General features: G+C 56.7%; 20 protein-coding genes. 12 read left to right on the top strand and 8 right to left on the bottom strand.

What is annotated here, in order from left to right; translation table 11 throughout:
• The 9 genes from JNX03_RS12405 to JNX03_RS12365 all read left to right on the top strand — a co-directional run bounded on the left by JNX03_RS12405 (position 1) and on the right by JNX03_RS12365 (position 8,712).
• A complete protein-coding gene (locus tag JNX03_RS12405) occupies positions 1-924 on the top strand; it encodes a LysR family transcriptional regulator (RefSeq protein WP_203209342.1) in 924 nt (307 codons plus the stop codon).
• A gap of 151 nt (positions 925-1,075) precedes the next feature.
• On the top strand, positions 1,076-2,809 hold the full coding sequence (locus JNX03_RS12400; protein ID WP_203209341.1) for an ABC transporter substrate-binding protein: 1,734 nt from the start codon (positions 1,076-1,078) through the stop codon (positions 2,807-2,809).
• Between the two features lie 106 nt (positions 2,810-2,915).
• Positions 2,916-3,977 (top strand): ABC transporter ATP-binding protein, encoded by a 1,062-nt coding sequence (locus JNX03_RS12395; RefSeq protein WP_203209340.1) that lies wholly within the window; start codon positions 2,916-2,918, stop codon positions 3,975-3,977.
• Positions 3,977-5,050 carry an ABC transporter ATP-binding protein gene (locus tag JNX03_RS12390; protein ID WP_203209339.1) on the top strand — a complete coding sequence of 358 codons (1,074 nt, stop codon included), beginning with the start codon at positions 3,977-3,979 and terminating at the stop codon, positions 5,048-5,050. Before JNX03_RS12395 ends, JNX03_RS12390 begins: the two co-directional genes overlap by 1 nt.
• Positions 5,047-5,910, top strand: a complete 864-nt coding sequence (locus JNX03_RS12385; protein ID WP_203209338.1) for a carbohydrate ABC transporter permease — start codon at positions 5,047-5,049, stop codon at positions 5,908-5,910. The genes JNX03_RS12390 and JNX03_RS12385 overlap by 4 nt, the downstream gene beginning before the upstream one ends.
• A complete protein-coding gene (locus JNX03_RS12380; protein WP_203209337.1) occupies positions 5,907-6,704 on the top strand; it encodes a carbohydrate ABC transporter permease in 798 nt (265 codons plus the stop codon). Before JNX03_RS12385 ends, JNX03_RS12380 begins: the two co-directional genes overlap by 4 nt.
• Positions 6,704-7,105 carry a DUF2160 domain-containing protein gene (locus JNX03_RS12375; RefSeq protein WP_203209336.1) on the top strand — a complete coding sequence of 134 codons (402 nt, stop codon included), beginning with the start codon at positions 6,704-6,706 and terminating at the stop codon, positions 7,103-7,105. Before JNX03_RS12380 ends, JNX03_RS12375 begins: the two co-directional genes overlap by 1 nt.
• Positions 7,106-7,184: 79 nt before the next feature.
• Positions 7,185-7,580 carry a BlaI/MecI/CopY family transcriptional regulator gene (locus JNX03_RS12370; RefSeq protein WP_025047187.1) on the top strand — a complete coding sequence of 132 codons (396 nt, stop codon included), beginning with the start codon at positions 7,185-7,187 and terminating at the stop codon, positions 7,578-7,580.
• Complete coding sequence (locus JNX03_RS12365) at positions 7,567-8,712, top strand: M56 family metallopeptidase (RefSeq protein ID WP_203209335.1); 1,146 nt, start codon at positions 7,567-7,569, stop codon at positions 8,710-8,712. The genes JNX03_RS12370 and JNX03_RS12365 overlap by 14 nt, the downstream gene beginning before the upstream one ends.
• 15 nt (positions 8,713-8,727) lie before the next feature.
• On the opposite strand, the gene glpK is transcribed toward JNX03_RS12365, so the two are convergent.
• From glpK to leuC, 8 genes are all read right to left on the bottom strand, one after another.
• Positions 8,728-10,215, bottom strand: coding sequence for a glycerol kinase GlpK (gene glpK / locus JNX03_RS12360; protein WP_203209334.1), 1,488 nt, complete (start codon positions 10,213-10,215; stop codon positions 8,728-8,730).
• A 51-nt stretch (positions 10,216-10,266) separates the two neighbouring features.
• Entirely contained in the window at positions 10,267-11,886 is a 1,620-nt protein-coding gene (glpD, locus tag JNX03_RS12355; protein ID WP_203209333.1) for a glycerol-3-phosphate dehydrogenase, read from the bottom strand.
• A 71-nt stretch (positions 11,887-11,957) separates the two neighbouring features.
• A complete protein-coding gene (locus JNX03_RS12350; protein WP_203209332.1) occupies positions 11,958-12,338 on the bottom strand; it encodes a VOC family protein in 381 nt (126 codons plus the stop codon).
• Positions 12,339-12,456: 118 nt separating this feature from the next.
• Positions 12,457-13,563 carry a 3-isopropylmalate dehydrogenase gene (leuB, locus tag JNX03_RS12345; RefSeq protein WP_203209331.1) on the bottom strand — a complete coding sequence of 369 codons (1,107 nt, stop codon included), beginning with the start codon at positions 13,561-13,563 and terminating at the stop codon, positions 12,457-12,459.
• A 66-nt stretch (positions 13,564-13,629) separates the two neighbouring features.
• Positions 13,630-14,586 (bottom strand): endonuclease/exonuclease/phosphatase family protein, encoded by a 957-nt coding sequence (locus tag JNX03_RS12340; protein ID WP_231024197.1) that lies wholly within the window; start codon positions 14,584-14,586, stop codon positions 13,630-13,632.
• 29 nt (positions 14,587-14,615) lie between these two features.
• Positions 14,616-15,446 (bottom strand): hypothetical protein, encoded by an 831-nt coding sequence (locus tag JNX03_RS12335; protein WP_203209330.1) that lies wholly within the window; start codon positions 15,444-15,446, stop codon positions 14,616-14,618.
• Between the two features lie 313 nt (positions 15,447-15,759).
• Positions 15,760-16,365 (bottom strand): 3-isopropylmalate dehydratase small subunit, encoded by a 606-nt coding sequence (gene leuD, locus JNX03_RS12330; RefSeq protein WP_203209329.1) that lies wholly within the window; start codon positions 16,363-16,365, stop codon positions 15,760-15,762.
• On the bottom strand, positions 16,365-17,771 hold the full coding sequence (leuC, locus tag JNX03_RS12325) for a 3-isopropylmalate dehydratase large subunit (protein ID WP_203209328.1): 1,407 nt from the start codon (positions 17,769-17,771) through the stop codon (positions 16,365-16,367). Before leuC ends, leuD begins: the two co-directional genes overlap by 1 nt.
• Positions 17,772-18,089: 318 nt before the next feature.
• On the opposite strand from leuC, the gene JNX03_RS12320 reads away from it, so the two are divergent.
• From JNX03_RS12320 to rlmH, 3 genes are all read left to right on the top strand, one after another.
• Positions 18,090-19,406, top strand: coding sequence for a mechanosensitive ion channel family protein (locus tag JNX03_RS12320; RefSeq protein WP_231024200.1), 1,317 nt, complete (start codon positions 18,090-18,092; stop codon positions 19,404-19,406).
• Positions 19,407-19,619: 213 nt separating this feature from the next.
• Complete coding sequence (gene rsfS / locus JNX03_RS12315; protein ID WP_203209326.1) at positions 19,620-19,985, top strand: ribosome silencing factor; 366 nt, start codon at positions 19,620-19,622, stop codon at positions 19,983-19,985.
• Positions 19,986-20,007: 22 nt separating this feature from the next.
• Entirely contained in the window at positions 20,008-20,478 is a 471-nt protein-coding gene (rlmH, locus tag JNX03_RS12310; protein ID WP_203209325.1) for a 23S rRNA (pseudouridine(1915)-N(3))-methyltransferase RlmH, read from the top strand.
• The last annotated feature ends 2 nt before the right edge of the window (positions 20,479-20,480 follow it).

The following is a 20,480-nucleotide window of genomic DNA, read 5'->3' as shown; positions in this document are numbered from 1 at the left end:
ATGTCAGAATACCAAAGGCGTTATCTGCCGTCCCATGCTGTTTTGCGCAGTTTCGAATCCGCCGCCCGGCACCAAAGCTTTACGCTGGCAGCCGGAGAGCTGCATCTGACGCAAAGCGCGATCAGCCGTCAGGTGAAGGAATTGGAGAACACGGTTGGCACTGCCCTGTTCCGCCGTGTCGGGCGGGGGGTGGTTCTGACCGCCGCCGGGCAAAATCTGGCGGATGGGCTGGCCGTTGATCTGGAGAATATGCATCGCACCATCATGCGGGCGGTGTCTGCGGGCAAGATGGGGGCCGCCATTCGTGTTGCCACGCTGCCCGCCTTTGCCAGCCGGTTTATGATTCCGCGCCTGCCTGCATTTTTTGAGCGTTATCCGAATATCGAGGTAAGCCTCTCCACCCGGTTGGAGCCTTTTGACATGTCCGAGGGGCGCTTTGACCTGGCTGTGCATTTCGGCAAGGCCGACTGGCCCGGCGCCGATCTACGCTACCTGTGCAGCGAGACATTGATTCCGGTCGCTTCGCCTGCGTTTATCGACAAGCACGGGGTGAAGGGTTCGCAAGACCTAGGCGCGGTGCCGCTGTTGCACCTCGCGACCCGTCCGTTTGCCTGGCAGGAGTATCTGGAGGATTTGGAGATTGATCGGCCGATGGCGATGTCGGGGAAGTATTTTGATCAATTTCTGATGATCATCGCGGCGGCGACGGCGTCTTTGGGGGTGGGGTTGATCCCGGACTATTTAATTGAACAGGAGCTGCAAAGCGGCCAGTTGGTGCCATTGCATGCGGGCGGGATGACCACCAGCAACAGCTATTATTTGGTGACGCCACAAAACCAGAACAATGCCCATGTGACCAGGTTGTGTGATTGGTTGGCGGAATGTGTTTCTGACCGGGAAGAGCAGGGTAGGGCGAAGCAGTGACCCTACGTCAATAATGCCTCGTCTCGTTAACTATTTGTAAGTAATTGTAAATTATCTACTAACAATTTAGTTTGACAGATTTGCATTTCTGGCATTAGCGTAGTGTCAGGTCGGCATGGTCCGGCTCACAAACACTTTGGGAGGAGACAAGATGCGCAAGTATCTGCTCTCCGCGACTGCGGCATTGGCCGTCATCGCGGGGTCTGGGACTGCTTTTGCCGATACGGCAGCGGCTCAGAAATGGATTGATCAAGAGTTCCAGCCGTCCACGCTTAGCAAAGACGAACAAATGTCCGAGATGGAGTGGTTCATCAGCGCGGCGGAACCGTTTAAGGGTATGGAGATCAACGTGCTGTCGGAAGGTATCCCGACGCATGGTTATGAATCCGAAGTACTGACCAAGGCCTTTGAGGACATCACTGGGATCAAGGTAAACCACCAGATCCTTGGTGAGGGCGAAGTGGTGCAGGCTGTGCAGACGCAGATGCAGACCCAGCGGAACCTCTATGACGGCTATGTCAACGATTCCGACCTGATTGGCACCCACTCGCGGTTGCAGCTGGCCTATAACCTGACCGAACAGATGAATGGCGAATGGGCGGCGACGACATCGCCAACGCTTGATCTGGATGACTTTATGGGCATTCAGTTCACCACAGGTCCGGACGGTAACTTGTACCAGTTGCCCGACCAGCAATTTGCGAACCTCTATTGGTTCCGCAAGGACTGGTTCGATGACGAAGCCAACAAAGCTGCGTTCAAGGCCAAGTATGGTTATGAATTGGGTGTTCCGGTCAACTGGTCAGCCTATGAGGATATTGCTGATTTCTTTTCGAACGACGTGAAAGAAATTGATGGTGTCGCGATCTATGGTCACATGGATTATGGCAAACGCGCGCCCGATCTGGGCTGGCGGATGACTGATGCCTGGCTGTCGATGGCAGGCACCGGCTCCAAGGGTGAACCAAACGGCGTGCCAATCGACGAATGGGGCATCCGGATGGAGGCCGGTTCGTGTAACCCTGCGGGTGCCTCTGTTACTCGGGGCGGCGCGGCCAACGGTCCGGCGGCGGTCTATGCGATCCGCAAATGGGACGAATGGCTGCGGGCTTATGCGCCTCCGGGTGCGGCGTCTTATGACTTCTACCAATCCTTGCCAGCGCTGGCGCAAGGCAATGTGGCCCAGCAGATCTTCTGGTACACGGCCTTTACCGCCGACATGGTGAAGCCAAAGTCGGAAGGCAACAACACCGTTGACGATGCGGGCAATCCACTGTGGCGCATGGCGCCATCGCCGCACGGCCCATATTGGGAAGAAGGTCAGAAGGTTGGCTATCAGGATGTCGGGTCTTGGACCTTCCTTAAGTCCACACCATCTGATCGGGCGCAGGCGGCCTGGCTTTATGCCCAGTTCGTGACGTCCAAAACCGTGGATGTGAAAAAATCCCACGTTGGTCTGACGTTCATGCGCGATTCCACGGTGAACCATGAATCCTTTACCGAACGCGCACCGAAACTGGGCGGTCTGGTCGAATTTTACCGTTCGCCCGATCGTGTGGCATGGTCGCCAACCGGTATCAACGTGCCTGATTATCCAAAGTTGGCCCAGATCTGGTGGCAGCAGATTGGTGATGTGAACTCCGGCGCGTTTACACCGCAACAGGCGATGGATCGTCTGGCCGAAGAGATGGATATCACCATGGCCCGGATGCAGCAGGCAGATGAGGCGGCTGGTGTTTACGGCGGTTGTGGCCCGCGCCTGAACGAGGAAAAAGATCCCTCTGAATGGCTGGGCAAAGGCGGGGCGAAAGCTAAGCTGGACAATGAAAAGCCGCAGGGCGAGACCGTCAACTACGACGATCTGGTAGCCCGCTGGAACCAATAAACCATGTGTTGGCCCCCATGTGGGGCCAGCGTTGGCCGAAGTTCCCTCTCTGGGCTTCGGCCTTTTCTGACGCCGCGCTTTCAGGCGCAATTCCGGGCTGAACGACATGACAATCCAACTGCGCGCCGCGACCAAGGTCGTCAGGGGCATCACCCACATCAAACCCACCACGCTGTCACTGGAGGCGGGGCATTTCAACGTTCTGCTGGGGCAGACCGGATCGGGCAAGACATCCTTGATCAAATTGATGGCGGGACTTGATCCGTTGGGTGCAGGCGAGATTCATATGGACGGAGAAGATGTGTCAAAGCTGTCCACTCAAAAGCGTAACATCAGCCTCGTACATCAATTCTTTGTAAACTATCCGCATATGACGGTTTTTGAGAACATTGCCTCCCCCTTGCGGGTTGCAGGCATGGCCAAATCCGAGATCGCCGGGCGCGTAGAAGAAGCCGCAGATATCTTGCAACTGCGTCCGATGCTCAACCGGCGTCCGCAAGAGCTGTCGGGCGGGCAACAGCAACGCTGCGCCTTGGCCCGCGCCATTGCCAAGGAGAGCCGCGCGGTGTTTCTGGATGAGCCTTTGGCCAACCTTGATTACAAACTGCGCGAGGAACTGCGCGAACAGCTGCCTGAACTCTTTGCAGGCCGCGGCGCGGTTGTGGTCTACGCCACGTCCGAGCCGGAAGAGGCGCTGTTGCTTGGTGGCAAGACCGCGCTTTTGGACGATGGTGTTGTCACCCAATTCGGCACCACGGCAGAGATCTATCGTAGGCCGGAAAACCTGACAGCAGCGCGTGTGTTTTCCGACCCGCCGATCAACTCGGCCGAAATCGTAAAAACGGGCACCACTGCCAAGATGCAAAACGGGATCAGCTGGACCATGGGGGGATCGGCGGCAGAATTGGCTGATGGGCCATATGTCGTCGCCGTGCGCCCGCATCACGTTACGCCAGTTGCCTCGGGCAGCACCGTGGCGATGGACGGCACGGTTTTGGTCACGGAATTGTCCGGCTCAGAATCCAGCGCCCATTTTGAGGTAGGTCAGGAAGCATGGGTGTCTTTGGCTCATGGGGTGCATCCCTACAACGTGGGCGAAAGCCACAGGTTTTACATGGACCCGACACAGGCATTCTATTTTGCTCCGGACGGGAGGCTCGTTGCCTGATGGCGAAAATCACTCTTTCCAACCTGCGTCATTCCTACCTGCTAAATCCAAATGGGCCTGAGGACTTTGCGCTTAAAGAGATCGACCTCGATTGGCAGAACGGTGGTGCCTATGCGCTGTTGGGGCCTTCGGGGTGTGGCAAGTCCACATTGTTGAATATCATCTCCGGTTTGCTGGTCCCATCCGAAGGGCGGATCTTGTTTGATGGCAAGGATGTCACCGACCTGCCACCCGATCAGCGTAACATTGCGCAGGTGTTTCAGTTTCCGGTGATCTACGACACGATGACCGTGCGCGAAAATCTGGCGTTTCCACTGCGCAATCGCGGGGTGGCACAAGCCAAGATAACCGAGCGGGTGGCGGAGATTGCCGCGATGCTTGAAGTCGAAGAGATGCTTGATACCCGCGCCTCGCATCTGTCACCGGACAACAAACAAAAGATCTCCATGGGGCGCGGATTGGTACGCGACGATGTGAACGTGGTGATGTTTGACGAGCCGTTGACGGTGATTGATCCGCATCTGAAATGGAAATTGCGCTCCAAGCTCAAGGAACTGCATCAACGGGTCCGTGCGACGATGATTTATGTGACCCATGACCAGACCGAGGCGTTGACCTTTGCCGATCAGGTGGTGGTGATGCAGGATGGTGAGATCGTACAAATCGGCACACCTGTCGAACTCTTTGAGCGCCCGCAGCATACCTTTGTCGGCCATTTTATCGGTTCGCCGGGCATGAATGTGCTGCCCGCCGATGAGGGGCAAGGCGGCGTCACGGTTGAGGGTCACCCGATCACGCTGGAAGGCGAAGTCACGGGCCGTGGCGGCGTGGCGCAGGTTGGCATCCGGCCCGAATTTGTCTCGCTTGCCAAGACGGGCCTGCCGGGCCGTGTGCGCAAAGTGTCAGACATTGGCCGGCATTCCGTGCTGGAGGCGATGGTGGGCGACACCTCGATCAAGGCCGTGATCGACGGTCCGGTGCCCGCACAGGGCGAGGCCGTGCATCTGGCCTTTCGCGCCGATCAAACCCGGCTTTATCGCGACGGCTGGATCGCAACGGAGGTGGGCGCATGAAAACCGAAAATCAAAAGGCGTGGTTCTTTGTGCTGCCGGTCCTATTGCTGGTGGCGTTCAATGCGCTGGTGCCGATCATGACAGTGGTTAATTATTCGGTGCAGGAAACATTTGGGAATAACGTGTTCTTCTGGCAGGGGCTGGACTGGTTTGAACAGATCTTGCGGTCTGACCGGTTTCAGGCGGCCTTGGGGCGGCAATTTCTATTTACCTTCCTGATCCTGATCATCGAGGTGCCGCTGGGCATTATCATTGCCCTTTCGATGCCACGCAGTGGTTTCTGGGTGCCGGTTTGCCTTGTCACAATGGCGCTGCCGATGCTGATCCCCTGGAACGTTGTGGGCGCGATGTGGAATATTTTTACGCTGCCGGACATTGGGCTGCTGGGTTATCTGATGAACCATACGCTGGGCATTCCATATGACATGACGCAGAACCCGTTTGCGGCTTGGGTCACGATCATCACGATGGACGTCTGGCATTGGACTTCGCTTGTGGTGCTACTGTCTTATGCAGGGCTCGTTTCGATCCCGGATGCCTATTATCAGGCGGCCAAGATTGACGGTGCTAGCGCGTGGAAAGTCTTTCGTTTCATTCAGCTGCCCAAGCTGAAGACCGTACTGACCATCGCCATTCTATTGCGGTTTATGGACAGCTTTAACATCTACACAGAACCCTTTGTTCTGACCGGAGGCGGGCCCGGCAATTCGACGACCTTGCTTTCCATTGATCTGGTGAAGATCTCCTTGGGCCAGTTTGACCTTGGGCCAGCGGCGGCGATGTCGCTGATCTATTTCGCCATCACGCTGCTGGTGAGCTGGTTGTTCTACACCCTCATGACAAAGGATGACGCGCAATGAGAAAACGCACCCTCATTCCGATCCTATATATCCTGTTTCTGATGTTGCCGATCTATTGGCTCATCGCGATGAGCTTCAAGACAACGGGTGAGATCCTTTCGGGGTTCAGCCTGTTTCCCCAGACCTTTACGCTTGAGAATTACAAGGTGATCTTTACTGATCCGACGTGGTACTGGGGCTATATCAACTCGATCATCTATGTGTCGCTGAACACGGTCATATCCGTTGCGGTGGCCCTGCCTGCCGCCTATGCGTTTTCCCGGTATCGATTCCTTGGGGACAAGCAGTTGTTCTTCTGGCTGCTGACCAACCGGATGGCCCCCGCCGCGGTTTTTGCGCTGCCGTTCTTTCAATTGTATTCTTCGGTCGGGCTGTTTGACACACATCTTGCTGTGGCCTTGGCGCATTGCCTGTTCAATATCCCGCTGGCGGTTTGGATTCTCGAGGGGTTCATGGGCGGCGTGCCAAAGGAACTGGACGAAACCGCCTATGTGGATGGCTATTCCTTCCCGCGCTTTTTTGTGAAGATCTTTCTGCCGACGATCAAAGCGGGTGTGGGGGTCGCCGCGTTCTTCTGCTTTATGTTCTCTTGGGTTGAACTGTTGTTGGCTAAGACCCTGACGGCGGTCGCAGCCAAGCCGATTGCCGCCACCATGACCAAGACCGCCTCATCTGCGGGGTATGAACTTGGCCTGCTTGCGGCGGCGGGGACGCTCACCATCATTCCCGGTGCCATCGTGATCTATTTTGTCCGCAATTACATCGCCAAGGGCTTTGCCCTAGGGAGGGTTTGATGCAGCGTCTTTCTATCACATTTGCCGCCCTTCTTTTGGCGGTTCCCGCCGGAGCGCAAGGTTGGGGCAATGTCGCCAAAAAAGAAGAGGAAAAGGGTTTCTCCTGGACAGATCCCCTGTGGCCTGAGTTCTGGATGGCGTGGACGCCCGCCACATTTCTGCTGTTCTGCGGCATCTTTTCCGCAATGGCGATTATCACCGTGCTGGAAATCCGCCGTCCGGGCGGGGACGAACGGCGCGGGGTTCTTGGCCTGACCACAACGCGCGGGGATCGCTTGTTTATCTCGCTGTTGGGAACAGCCTATATTTTTCTCGCATGGCTTGGCATCGTCGGGCAGCCGCTGTGGTGGCCGCTGGCAATTTCCGTGGGGTGGGCGGTGTTCTGTTTCCGCAAGGTTTAGAAATCGCTTTGGTTTACGAAAAACTTAGTATTTACTCCGCGAGAGTAACGAGTGAGCAATGCCCACGGACTGGATGGCAATGAGAGAAAAGAAAAAACGCGAGTTGTTAACAGAGGTTGAACTGGAGTTCATGAATGAACTTTGGGCCTTGGGGGAGGGGACGGTGCGTGATGTGCTGGACCAGCTGCCTAAGGAGCGCAATCTGGCCTATACATCCGCTGCCACCATCCTGCGCATTCTGGAACAAAAGGAATTCGTCACCAGCCGGAAAGAAGGCAAAAGCCATGTCTATATTCCCGCGCTTGGCAAAGACGCCTACCAGAGCCGCTCACTCAAAGATCTGTCGATGAAGCTGTTCGATGGCACGCCTGCTTCTCTCGTGGCGCGTTTGGTCAACGATGATGCTCTCACAGACGAAGCATTGGGGCAAATCCGGGCACTTGTGGATCGGAGGTTGAAAAATGATACCGGGTGATGCAGTTCTCGACGCTTTCATCAACGCCAATATTCTGTTTTGCGTGGCCTATGGGCTTTGGCACCTGACGCGCATCGGGTTGAATTATCTGGGCCTTCGACATGCCTACGGAACCCAACTTCAACTTCTAAACGGGGCCTTTCTGGCGATCGTTTTTGCACCTTTCCTTGTCCTGCTGTTCAATGGTTTGCAAAACAATGGCATTGCCTCAGGCGTAAACCTGAATCTGTCCGATATGGTGGTGTCTCATTACCTGAATGGCGGGTTCGAGATGAAGGCGACCCGCTTTGAAAGCCTGATCCAGATCCGCGAGACCCTGTCATCCAACATTCTCAGCGGTGTAGGATTTATCGCGCAGGCGATGATCGTTGCGTTTCTTGCGGGGCTGATACTTGGCTCGGTGCGACTGGTATATTCGATGTTTTGTCTGCACAAGATTGTCAGCCGAAGCTTTCTCTGGCGGCGGTTTGGCCGGGTGCGTCTGTTGCTGTCTGACCGGACGCTGGTGCCGTTCTCCACACGTGGCATTCGTAATTATTATGTGGTGATCCCGACACATATGTTGAGCCAAGGAAGCGAGCTCAAAGTATCTTTGGCGCATGAATTCCAACACATGCGTCAGGGCGATCTTGAGTGGGAAATCCTGCTTGAGGCGCTCAAGCCGCTGTTCTTTCTTAATCCGGCCTACCACGCGTGGAAGCGGCAGGTCGAACACCTGCGCGAGTTGAGCTGCGACAGTGCGGTTCTGACACGTGGCAGTATCTGCGTGAAGACTTATTGCGATACTTTGTTGTCGGTTTGTCAAAAGACGTTGCGCAAGGACCGGACCTTTGTGATTGCTGTGCCCAAGGTCGCCTTGGTGACTGCGGATCGCGCGACCCTGCGCGAAGGCAAAACCAGCTTTCTTGAGCACCGCATCAGATCGCTGTTGGATGCGCGGCGCGTGACGCATCCGCGTTTGATCCTCGCTGCGGTCATCCTGCCGTTGTTTGCGGTGACGACCCTGACGGCAATCTCAATTCAACGCCCAGGCGATTGGAGCCATGACCGTTTGATGTTGTCCACCGTTGTCAATCTTGAACGGCTGGACGAAATCAACCGCCTGTCGACCTTTGGCCGGGTCCGCAACTAAGCCTGCGCGCCCGATCTAGACCGACAGGGTTGCCGTAACTGCGCGTTGCCAACCCGCATATTTTTCCGCACGGGTCTTATCATCCATGGCAGGCGCAAAACTACGTTCCTTGACCCAGCTTTTTGCAAACTCGTCCATTCCGGGGTAAATCCCAGCCCGCTGCCCGGCCAGCCACGCAGCGCCCATTGCCGTGGTCTCCAGAACATGTGGACGGTCCACTGGTGCGTCGAGGATGTCGGACAGAAATTGCATCGCCCAGTCGCTCGCGCTCATCCCGCCATCCACACGCAGTGTGGGCGCGGCCCCTTCGTCCTGCCAATCGGCATGCATGGCCTCCATCAGATCGCGGGTCTGATATCCGACGCTTTCCAATGCGGCGCGGGCAAATTCGGCTGGTCCCGATCCGCGGGTCAGCCCAAAAACCGCACCGCGACATTCTGCATTCCAGTAGGGCGCGCCGAGGCCGGTAAAGGCCGGAACGATGATCACGTTTTGCTGGTCATCCGCGGTTTCTGCCAAGGGCTGTGTTTCTGCGGCACCTTTGATGATCTGCAAGCCGTCGCGCAGCCATTGCACAACCGCCCCTGCCACAAAGATCGACCCTTCGAGCGCATATGTCGTCTTACCATCCAGTTGATAGGCGATAGTGGTCAACAAGCGATTGTTGGAGGTCACCGCATTTTCCCCGGTGTTGAGCAGCGCAAAACATCCGGTGCCATAGGTGGATTTCAACATGCCCGGTTCAAAACAGGCCTGCCCGATGGTGGCGGCCTGTTGGTCGCCCGCAACGCCCAAAATAGGCAAGGCCGCACCCAGATGCGCGGCATCCGTCATGCCAAAATCGGCGGCGCAGTCCTTCACCTCGGGCAGCATCTCCATCGGGATGTCGAACAAATCGCAGATGCTTTTGCTCCACCGGCCATTGTGAATGTCATAAAGCAGGGTGCGGGCGGCATTGGTGGCATCGGTGACATGGGACGCGCCATTGGTCAGATTCCAGATCAGGAAACTATCGACCGTTCCAAACAACAGTTTCCCAGCGCGGGCACGATCCCGTGCGCCTTCAACCTCATCCAATATCCACTTGAGCTTGGTGCCTGAAAAATAGGGATCTGCCAAGAGGCCGGTTTTGGCGGTGATCATCTCGTCATGGCCATCTGCGCGAAGTTCGGCGCAGTATTTGGCGGTGCGGCGGTCTTGCCAAACAATGGCGTTGTAGACCGGCTCGCCCGTTTCACGATCCCAAACCACGGTCGTCTCTCGCTGGTTCGTAATGCCAATTGCGGTGATGTCTGATCCATCCAGTCCGGCCTGCGCTATGGCGTCGCGGCAGGTTTTCAAGGTGGTAGACCACAGGTCAGACGGATCATGCTCGACCCAGCCACTATGAGGGAAGTGCTGCGCGAACTCTTGCTGTGCCGTGGCTGCGATGGTCATCGCACTATCAAAAACCAAGGCGCGGGAGGACGTTGTGCCCTGATCAATGGCAAGAATATGTGTCATAACGGGCCTTCGGTGTTGTTCGCGGAATGGTTTCTTTCGGGGGCTTTGTTGTCAAGATCCGGGCTGGGTCTGCATCCATCGATCCAGAGTTGCCGCCTCGACCTTGGACAGCCGCAACCCCAGCTTGCTGCGCCGCCATAGGACATCATCGGCGGTCTTTGCATATTCGCGCTGCATCAGCCAACGCACTTCGGTTTCGGTCAGGTTGTATCCGAAGGTTTCGCCCAGATCGGTTGCAGCCCTGGCATCACCAAGGATTTGCCGGGCTTCGGTGCCGTAGGCACGGATCAGGCGTGTGGCCCAAGCGCGGTCAAGGAAGGGATAGTCGGACATCAATGTTCCGATCAGTTTTTGCACATCGCCGACCGGGAAATCACCGCCGGGAAGGGCGACGCCTGCGGTCCAATGATCTGCGGTGTCCTCAAAAAACGGCGCAATCTTCTCCATCGCGTCTTCGGCCAGCTTTCGATAGGTGGTGATCTTGCCGCCAAAGATATTCAGGATCGGCGCACCGCCGTTTGCGTCGACTTTCAACGTATAATCGCGGGTCGCAGCAGCGGCAGAGCTGGCACCATCATCGTAGAGCGGCCGCACACCAGAGTATGTCCAGACCACATCATCGGCGCTCAGCTCCTGCTGGAAATAGCCGTTGGCGAAATTGATCAGATAGTCCCGTTCCTCCGGCGTGCATTCGGGGCGCACCGAAGGATCAGGGTGATCCATATCGGTGGTGCCGATCAGGGTGAAATCGGTCTCATAGGGTATCGCAAAAATGATCCGGCCATCGCCACCTTGAAAGAAATAGCATTTGTCGTGGTCATAAAGCCGTTTGGTGACGATATGACTGCCGCGTACTAGACGCACGCCCTCGCGGGAATTGATGCGCACTTTGCTTTGGATGATGTCGCCCACCCACGGACCGCCTGCGTTGATCAGCATCTTGGCCTGATGTACCTGCTGCGTGCCGGTTCCAGTGTCTTCGGTGGTGATCTCCCAAAGGTCACCTTTTCGGGCGGCGCTGATGACTTTTGTGCGAGTCAGGATTTTGGCGCCGCGTGCCTCGGCATCGCGGGCGTTCAGAACAACGAGGCGTGCGTCTTCGACCCAGCAGTCCGAGTATTCAAAGGCTTTGCTGAACTGCGGTTGCAGTGGCACACCCTCGGGCGTGCCGTTCAGTGACAGGGTGCGGGTTGCCGGCAATATCTTGCGACCGCCCAAATGGTCATAAAGGAACAGGCCAAACCGGATCAGCCACGCCGGACGGCGGCCCTTGGTCCAGGGCATGGCGAAATTCAGGATCTTGGAGGCGGGCGTGTCGGCCTCAAACCGCATGTCTTTGTGGTAAGGCAGAACAAACCGCATCGGCCATGAGATATGCGGCATCGCCTTGAGCAATGTCTCGCGCTCACCCAAAGCATGACGCACCAAAGCAATCTCGAAATATTCAAGATACCGCAATCCACCGTGAAACAATTTGGTCGAAGCGGATGAGGTGGCCGAGGCCAGATCGTTCATTTCTGCCAGTGCCACAGATAAACCGCGCCCTGCCGCATCGCGGGCAATGCCGCAGCCATTGATGCCGCCGCCGATCACAAAAAGATCCAAAGGGGCGTCCGTTTTCTGCGCTTGGTTCAAAGGTGTTCTCTTATCCAGAAATGTTACCGCTGACATACCTTAAAAACAGGGCGCAAGCAATGATTGCGGGGGTGCAAACCAAAGTGCCGATACGTCACAAACAAGAGTTACTCGCGGTATTCTTCTTGTTGGGAAATCCACCAAACTGTGCCGTTGGCATCAGCCACACCGCCACGGTAATCGCCGTCGCCAGCGCGGGTCATTTCCTGAACGGCGTTGCCCCCTGTTGCCAGCGCCAGAGCAAAGGCCGCATCGGCATCGGGAACATAAACATGGATATGCGCTGTGGCTCCGCCGGACATCTCTCCGACCATGACAACGGTGTCGTCGATCCGGAACTCGGCGTGTTTGATCCCGCCGTCCTCTCGGTGATGCAGGCGCAGACATTCTGCGTCAAAAACGGCTTGTGCGAAGTTAAGCGTCGCTTGAGCATCTGACACGATCAGATATGGGCTGACGCTTGTGTATCCTTCTGGTTTCCAGTGCATCGCGGCCTCCTTGCATTGAGGTGGATAGGGTAACACGGTACTCCCGCCTCCCCCAAATGGCAGGCAAGAAAAAAGCAGCGCACAAGGCGCTGCTTTTCGTTTTCCCGTTTGGGCGTTTTTAAAGGCTGGCGTCAAGCGCGGCCAGAATGGCGTCGCCCATGTCAGAGGTGCTGATCGGGGTGCCGCCCTCTTCGCCCATCAGGTCCGCCGTGCGGGCACCGTCTGCCAGCACCTTTTCAATCGCTTTTTCAAGACGCGCGGCCTCGTCGCCTTGATCAAAGGAGTAACGCAGTGCCATCGCAAAACTCAGGATGCAGGCGATGGGGTTTGCTTTGCCCTGACCGGTGATGTCAGGCGCCGATCCGTGGACCGGTTCATAGAGCGCTTTGGGGCGGCCGTCGGCATTGGGGGCGCCAAGAGAGGCGGATGGCAACATGCCAAGCGAGCCAGTCAGCATCGCGGCGCAATCGGATAGGATGTCACCAAACAGGTTGTCGGTCAGGATCACGTCAAACTGTTTGGGTGCGCGTACCAACTGCATCGCGCCATTGTCGGCGTACATATGGCTTAACTCGACATCGGGGTAATCCGCGTCATGCACCCGCTGCACCACCTCGCGCCACAAGATGCCGCTTTCCATCACGTTGGCCTTCTCCATAGAGCAGACTTTGTTGCCACGGCGGCGAGCCAGTTCAAAAGCAGAGCGGGCAACACGGTCAATTTCGCTTTCGGTATAACGCTGCGTGTTGATGCCGACCCGTTCGTTGCCCTCTTCGAAGATGCCGCGCGGCTCGCCGAAGTAAACGCCAGAGGTCAGTTCGCGCACGATCATGATGTCGAGGCCGGCAACGATGTCTTTCTTCAAAGACGAAAAATCGGCCAGGGCATCAAAACACTGCGCGGGGCGCAGGTTGGAATAAAGGTCCATCTCCTTGCGCAGACGCAGCAGGCCGCGCTCTGGTTTTACGCTGAAATCCAGATCGTCATATTTTGGGCCGCCAACCGCACCGAGCAGGACCGCATCCGCCTCAAGCGCGCGGGCCATCGTATCGTCATGCAGGGGCGTGCCGTGTTTGTCGTAAGCTGCGCCGCCGACCAGATCATGCTCCACATCGAAGGTCAGATCACGCTTGGCACCAAACCAGTCGATGACACGGGTGACTTGCGCCATGACTTCCGGTCCGATGCCGTCACCGGCGAGGATAAGCAGAGTTGGGTTGGCCATGGGGCGCTCCTTGCAAAAAACTGTCAGAAGCGGCCTAGCCCGTGGATGCCGGAGGGTCAAGATAACCTACTGTTTGAGGTCCACCCAAAGCAGATTATGGCGGCTGGCCGCGGCGATTTGAGGCACAACTTGAGCGTCCACAATATGCCAATCGGTTGAGGGCAGGATGTAGCTGACCCGCATTGGCCCGGTTTGTGGCCAATCGACCGTTGGCAGTTTTGACATGGCATCAACCAGTGCGGGATGATCCAACAATGCCTTGATGGCCTCGTGCTCGCCTTCGTCCCTATCAGGATCAAGGTTCGCGTCACCTACCAAAACAAACCGGGCTGCTGGCGCCTGGCCAATTTTCCCATCCAGGAAATGTTGCCAGAACCGGATTTCATCCGCATTGCGTTTGCCATTACGGTCTTCGGGTCCATCGAAAACGGGCGGTGTGGCATGAAAGGTCAGGATTGAAACCCGGCCCATTTTGGGGTGCAGTATCGGTACCACCCAATGACCGCGTGACGACAGGCGTTGCACGGCCTGGGCCTCGGCGCTTGGGAAAGGTTTGCCATCGATCTGAGGCAGGTCGGCCCCCGGCAGATCGCGCCACAACAGCGACGTGAAATCCTGTACCTGATCCCTTTCAATCACAAATCGGGACAGCACCGCCATGCTGCCAGCGCCAAAAAACCGCCCGTAGCCTTGCGCGTCATCTGGCCCGCCTCTGCGTTCGTCACCGTTCAGATCAAGCCCGGTTCGGAAGCCGGCATTGGGCGGCGCGGCGAAAAGATGAGGATAGTGCAACCCACGTTTCTCAAGAGCATTGGCAAAGGCCATGAGGGCGCGGTTTTCGAAATCATAGTCGAACCCCTGCAAGGTGATCACATCGGCATTGGTCTGCGCCAGCAGATCCAGCACTGCAGTGATTTGTGCATCTGTTCCCTTGAGGATATCGCGTAGCAACAGGCCGGGGCCATTGCGGGACAGTTCTGTGTTGAAGGTCGCAACCCGAAGGGTGTCTGCCCAAGCAGGCAAAGTCCAAATCAGAGCCGCCGCGAGTGCTATCAGGCGATTTGCAAACCTGCTTCGGTTTCCGCGTCGGCATATGTGCGGCGGCGCTTGTCTTCGATCATGCCGGCAACCCTGTTCATGGCGATGCCTCGCATGACCATACTGGCTGGCAAAAAGGCCCATGCGCTTACGGTCCAGATCAATGTTTGCGGGTTCTCAAATGGAATCGGATCAATCAGATATGACGCAAGCTTGACCATCGCAGGGATCAGGAATGGCAGCAAGAAGCCGAGTGCAATATTGATCCTCGCTTCCCGCTGTAGGCGAGAAATCACGTCACCGCCTGCCGTCGGATCAAACAGAGGCAGGTTCACCCAGACGTTAAATGCGCCGTGGCGGGTGGGCCAACCCAGAACGCGCACGATCACCACAAAAACGATCAACGCAATTGCGGCGACCAGATAGGCAAGGCCAGCGGCTGCGCGGATGGTTTCAACCAACTGAATGCTGGCCGTTTCCGGCAGCATCAAGACGGCAAGTCGGACCGGAGAATAGGGAAAATCGAGGGCATTGCCGATGATTGTACCCAATGAGAATAACGCGCCGCTGAGCAGGGTCACTTCGGAATGGCTCTTGATCACCTGGGTGATCATCAAGACGGTCACAAACATGGCGATAAATCGCAGACGGTTGAATGGGGGGGCATCGCGGAATTCGACAATGCTGGGAAAGCTGGAGTTGTATTCGACGAAGGTCAGGAAACCGGCAAGCAGGGCCATCAGCGCGGTGATTTGGGTCGAGTCTGCGGCGACACCGGGCAAGATCAATGCCGGTGTTGCAATCAGCAACGCCACCAAAAGGCCACGCGTTGCCGCGCCTGTCATTCGTCCAATCACTACTGCGCCTTTCCAAACTGGCCAGTCCCGATACGTTGCCGCGACCTATTCCAACTTGTTGCCCACTGTTTTTCAGGGGCGCCTCAATTCTGCCCGATTTGTGCCTTCTTTTGCCATAGTTCTCAAGCCGCTAGACGCATTGAAGCTAAGACTTGTGGCATTTTGACGGTGAAGGTGGTGCCTTCTTGCATCATTTTGATGACCATAAGAAGGCAGTTTCCAAGATGTTGTGGGTGCCACGAGGGCACCCACTAGGAACACTGAAAAATGTGTTTTATTTGTTAATTCGTAAGAGCAGGTATCAAACCCAAGGGCGGCTTTGCGCTGCTTGCTCTTCAAATGTGTCGATGGACGCGGCCTTTTCCATGGTCAGGCCAATATCGTCCAAGCCATTCATAAGGCAGTGCTTTTTGAACGAGTCCACCTCGAATGAGAAGCATTCACCGTCAGATGTCGTGACGGTCTGCGCTTCGAGATCAACGGTCACACGGGCGTTTGCACCCTTCTCCGCGTCCTGCATCAAAACATCCACCTGATCCTTCGGCAGGACGATAGGCAGGATGCCATTTTTGAAGCAGTTGTTGAAAAAGATGTCGGCAAAGGATGTGGAGATCACACATTTGATGCCAAAGTCCTTGATCGCCCATGGGGCGTGTTCGCGCGACGATCCACAACCGAAGTTGTCGCCCGCGACAAGAATCTCTGTCTCGCGGTACTGCGGCTTGTTCAGCACAAAATCTTCGATTTCGTTGCCCTGACGGTCATAGCGCATTTCGTCAAACAGGTTCACGCCGAGGCCGGACCGTTTGATGGTTTTCAGGAAAACCTTGGGGATGATCATATCTGTATCGATATTGACCAGCGGCATTGGTGCAGCGATCCCGGTGAGTTTGTCGAATTTTTCCATTACATCATCTCCCGGACGTCGGTGAGTTTGCCGGTGATTGCGGCAGCGGCGGCCATGCCGGGGGAGACGAGGTGCGTGCGCCCTTTGTAACCCTGCCGGCCTTCGAAGTTACGGTTGGATGTGGATGCGCAGCGCTCTTCCTCGGCCAGTTGGTCGGGGTTCATTGCCAGACACATGGAACATCCCGCCAGACGCCATTCGAACCCGGCCTCCTTGAAAATGTCGGCAAGGCCTTCTTCTTCGGCCTGCGCCCGGACGAGGCCGGAGCCGGGAACAACCATTGCCCGCATTCCGTCTTTGATCTTCTTGCCCTTGAGGATCGCGGCCGCGGCCCGCAGATCTTCGATCCGGCCATTGGTGCATGATCCGATGAACACCGTGTCGATTTCGATGTCTGTCAGCTTCTGACCGGGCTTGAGGCCCATGTATTCAATGGACCGCCGCGCCGCTTCAACCTTGCCGCCTTCGAAATCTTCCGGGCTGGGCACTGTTGCGGTGATCGGCAGAACATCTTCGGGTGATGTGCCCCATGTGACCACGGGCTGAATGTCTTCACCGCGCAGTGTGATGACCTTATCGAAATGTGCACCCTCATCGGTATAAAGGGTTTTCCACCACGCCAGCGCCGCTTCCCATTGTGCGCCTTTGGGGGCGTGTGGGCGACCTTTGACGTATTCATAGGTGGTTTCATCCGGCGCGATCAAACCGGCGCGCGCGCCGCCTTCGATGGCCATGTTGCAGACGGTCATCCGCCCTTCCATGGACAGATCGCGGATCGCTTCGCCGCAATATTCGATCACATAGCCGGTGCCGCCTGCGGTGCCGGTTTCGCCAATCACGGCCAGCGTGATGTCCTTGGCGGTCACACCCGGCTTGAGCTTGCCGGTGATCTCGACCTTCATGTTTTTGGATTTCTTCTGGATCAGCGTCTGCGTGGCCAGAACATGCTCCACCTCGGAGGTGCCGATGCCGTGGGCCAATGCGCCAAAGGCGCCGTGGGTGGCGGTGTGGCTGTCGCCGCAGACCACGGTCATGCCGGGCAAGGTCCAGCCCTGTTCGGGGCCAACGATGTGAACGATGCCCTGACGCACGTCCGACACGGGGTAGTAGTGAATGCCAAAGTCCTTGGCGTTCTTGTCCAGCGCTTCAACCTGAATGCGGCTGTCTTCGGTCATGGTTTCCGCATTGGCGCGGTCCAGCGTTGTCGGAACGTTGTGATCGGGCACCGCGATGGTCTTGTCCGGTGCGCGGACTGTCCGGCCTGTCATGCGCAGCCCTTCAAAGGCCTGCGGGCTGGTCACTTCGTGCACCAGGTGGCGGTCAATATAAAGAAGGCAGGTGCCGTCGTCCGCTTCATGCGCGACATGGGCATCCCAGATTTTATCGTAGATCGTCTTGGGGGACATGATGGTCCTCTCCCGTATTGTTTGGGTGATGGTATGTGGCTGGGGGTTGGTCGCTTATAGGAAAGCGAGCACGCTGTGCCGCGCTCCGAAAAAGCGTTCGCGCAGGCGTGCGCGGTCGTCCAGATCAAACACCTGTGTCATGTATCGCGGACTAGCCTGAAATGACCCATGGTTCAAGGGAATTGCCGTGTTGGCAAAGCGCCGCGACCGAATAAAGCAGGACTTGGGCAGCGGCGGCTTGCCGCTGGGCTTTGGCTGTGGTTGTCTTTGATTATGACGCCGGAAACCGATCCTGTTGATCCCTACGTGGATTTCCTGATGTCGCTGCAAACCCTGTTTGCGAGCGTAATGAGTTTCCTTGAGGGGGTTATCACCCCCGGATGGCGACAGAATCAGATCCTGATCCTGATTGCCTTGGCATTGATTGCCTGGGGCTTGCACCGTCTGTCAGACACTGCATTGCAAAACTGGGTGCGCTCGCGTGAAGGCTGGTCGAAATGGCAGCTGCGTATTGTGGTGCAGGTGCGCCGGCGTTTGGGGTTGATGTGGTTCGCGCTCATGGCGGCGGGTGTTTATCTGGTCATGCAGAATGTGACCTGGCCGTCGCGATCCTATCTGATCGGGCTGGCAGCCACACTGGCGATTGTATGGGTCGGGATCGCCTTTGCCGTGCGATTGGTTCGCAACCGGTTCTTACGGCGTATGGTGACATGGGCGCTTTGGATTTATGCAACGCTGTATTTCCTCAATGTCGCGGACGAGGTTTCCGAATTTCTTGAGGGGGTCGCCCTCAAGATAGGGGAGTTCCGCCTGTCCTTGCTGGATATGATCACGGCTTTGGTGGTGATCGGGGTATTGTTTACCTTTGCCAGATTGGTCAGCACCACCACTGCTGCCAGCATCCGCCGCAACGAAGATATCAGCCCCTCCATGCAGGTGCTGGCTGTCAAAGGGGTGCAGATATTCCTCTATGGTATCGCCTTCTTCATGGGTGTGCGGGCCGTTGGCATTGATCTGACCGGGCTTGCAGTGTTGTCGGGTGCGATTGGTGTGGGCCTCGGTTTTGGCCTGCAAAAGGTGGTGTCGAACCTGGTTTCGGGTGTGATCATCCTTATCGACAAATCCATCAAACCCGGTGATGTGATCAGCCTTGGGGAGACCTTCGGCTGGATCCAGACCCTTGGCGCGCGCTATGCCTCTGTGGTGACGCGGGACGGAAAGGAATACCTGATCCCGAATGAGGATCTGATCACCGGGCAAGTGGTTAACTGGTCGCATTCCAATGATTTTGTGCGCCTCGATATCTATTTTGGCACGGCTTATTCCGACGATCCCCATAAGGTGCGCAAACTGGCCATCGAAGCGGCCAAAGGCGTGGACAGAGTGCTCGGCTTCAAGGCGCCTGTGTGTCATATCGTTGGATTTGGTGACAGCAGTGTGGATTACATTCTGCGGTTCTGGATCAAAGACCCGACCGGGGGGCTGACAAATATTCGCGGCAACGTATATCTCGCGCTCTGGGATATCTTCAAAGAAAACGACATTTCCATCCCCTTCCCGCAGCGCGAAGTGCGCATGTTGGAAGACAGCCAGCTTTCCCTGTCGCGCAGACCGGTGGGCGAGGCGCTGGACTGATCTCTGGCTGGGCGAACACCCCGATCAAGCAACATTGTCACAACTATTGGCCGGTTCTGGCCACCGGTGCCGCTTGTCATTGAATTGTCACTTTGGCGTTGCTATCTTGGACCCAACCCCAGCGCCGGGGGTCCGGCGGCGCGCAAAAAGGAGGACGATGTCCTGTCAATCCAAGCGAACGCAGCCACGGCTGCGGATACCGGGGCGGCTGTAATGTCTGTTGCCGGTGAGATGACCACAAGCGATGCGCTTTTGGCGACAATCCTGAAATCCCTTGAAGACGACAAAGCCGAAGACATCGTGCAGATCAATCTGCGCGGCAAAACGGAGATCGGTGATTACATGGTTATTTGTACGGGCCGTTCGACCCGTCAGGTTTCCGCGATCTCCGAAAAGCTGGCTCAGCGCGTCAAGGATGAATTCGGGCGGACGCCCAAGGTGGAAGGCAAGGACATTGGCGACTGGGTCTTGATCGACACAGGCGACGTGATTGTGCATGTTTTCCGCCCTGAAGTGCGTGAATTCTATCAGTTGGAAAAGATGTGGGTTGGGGGCGATGCGCCCGCGCCGCAAAACTGATTCCGCTGACTGAACGCCGCTGATGCGTGTTCATATCTGTGCTGTCGGGCGGCTGCGTGCCGGTCCCGAGAAAACCCTCATTGATGATTATCTGACCCGCTTTGACCGGACAGGCCGCAACCTTGGCCTTGGTCCGGCGCGGGTCGTTGAGGTTGAGGACAAAAAGGGCGGCGGTATGGCGGCAGAGGCCGCGCTGTTGCAAAAGGCGATCCCGCAAGGGGCGCTGATCTGTGTGCTGGATGAGCGCGGCAAGGTTGAAAAGTCACCGGATTTTGCCAACCGTTTGGCCAATTGGCGCGACATGGGGCGCGGTGATCTGGCCTTTGTGATCGGCGGCGCGGATGGAATTGATTCGGCTTTGCGCGGAACGGCAGATCATTCCCTGTCATTTGGTAAGATGGTTTGGCCGCATATGATGGTGCGGGTGATGCTGTCAGAACAATTGTACCGTGCGGCGTCGATCCTATCCGGTGGACCATACCACCGGACCTAGGC

Source organism: Sulfitobacter mediterraneus (genome assembly GCF_016801775.1).
Classification (GTDB): Bacteria; Pseudomonadota; Alphaproteobacteria; order Rhodobacterales; family Rhodobacteraceae; genus Sulfitobacter; species Sulfitobacter mediterraneus_A.
The sequence above is the reverse complement of the archived record's forward strand: the minus strand, read 5'-3'. Positions and strand labels throughout refer to the sequence as shown.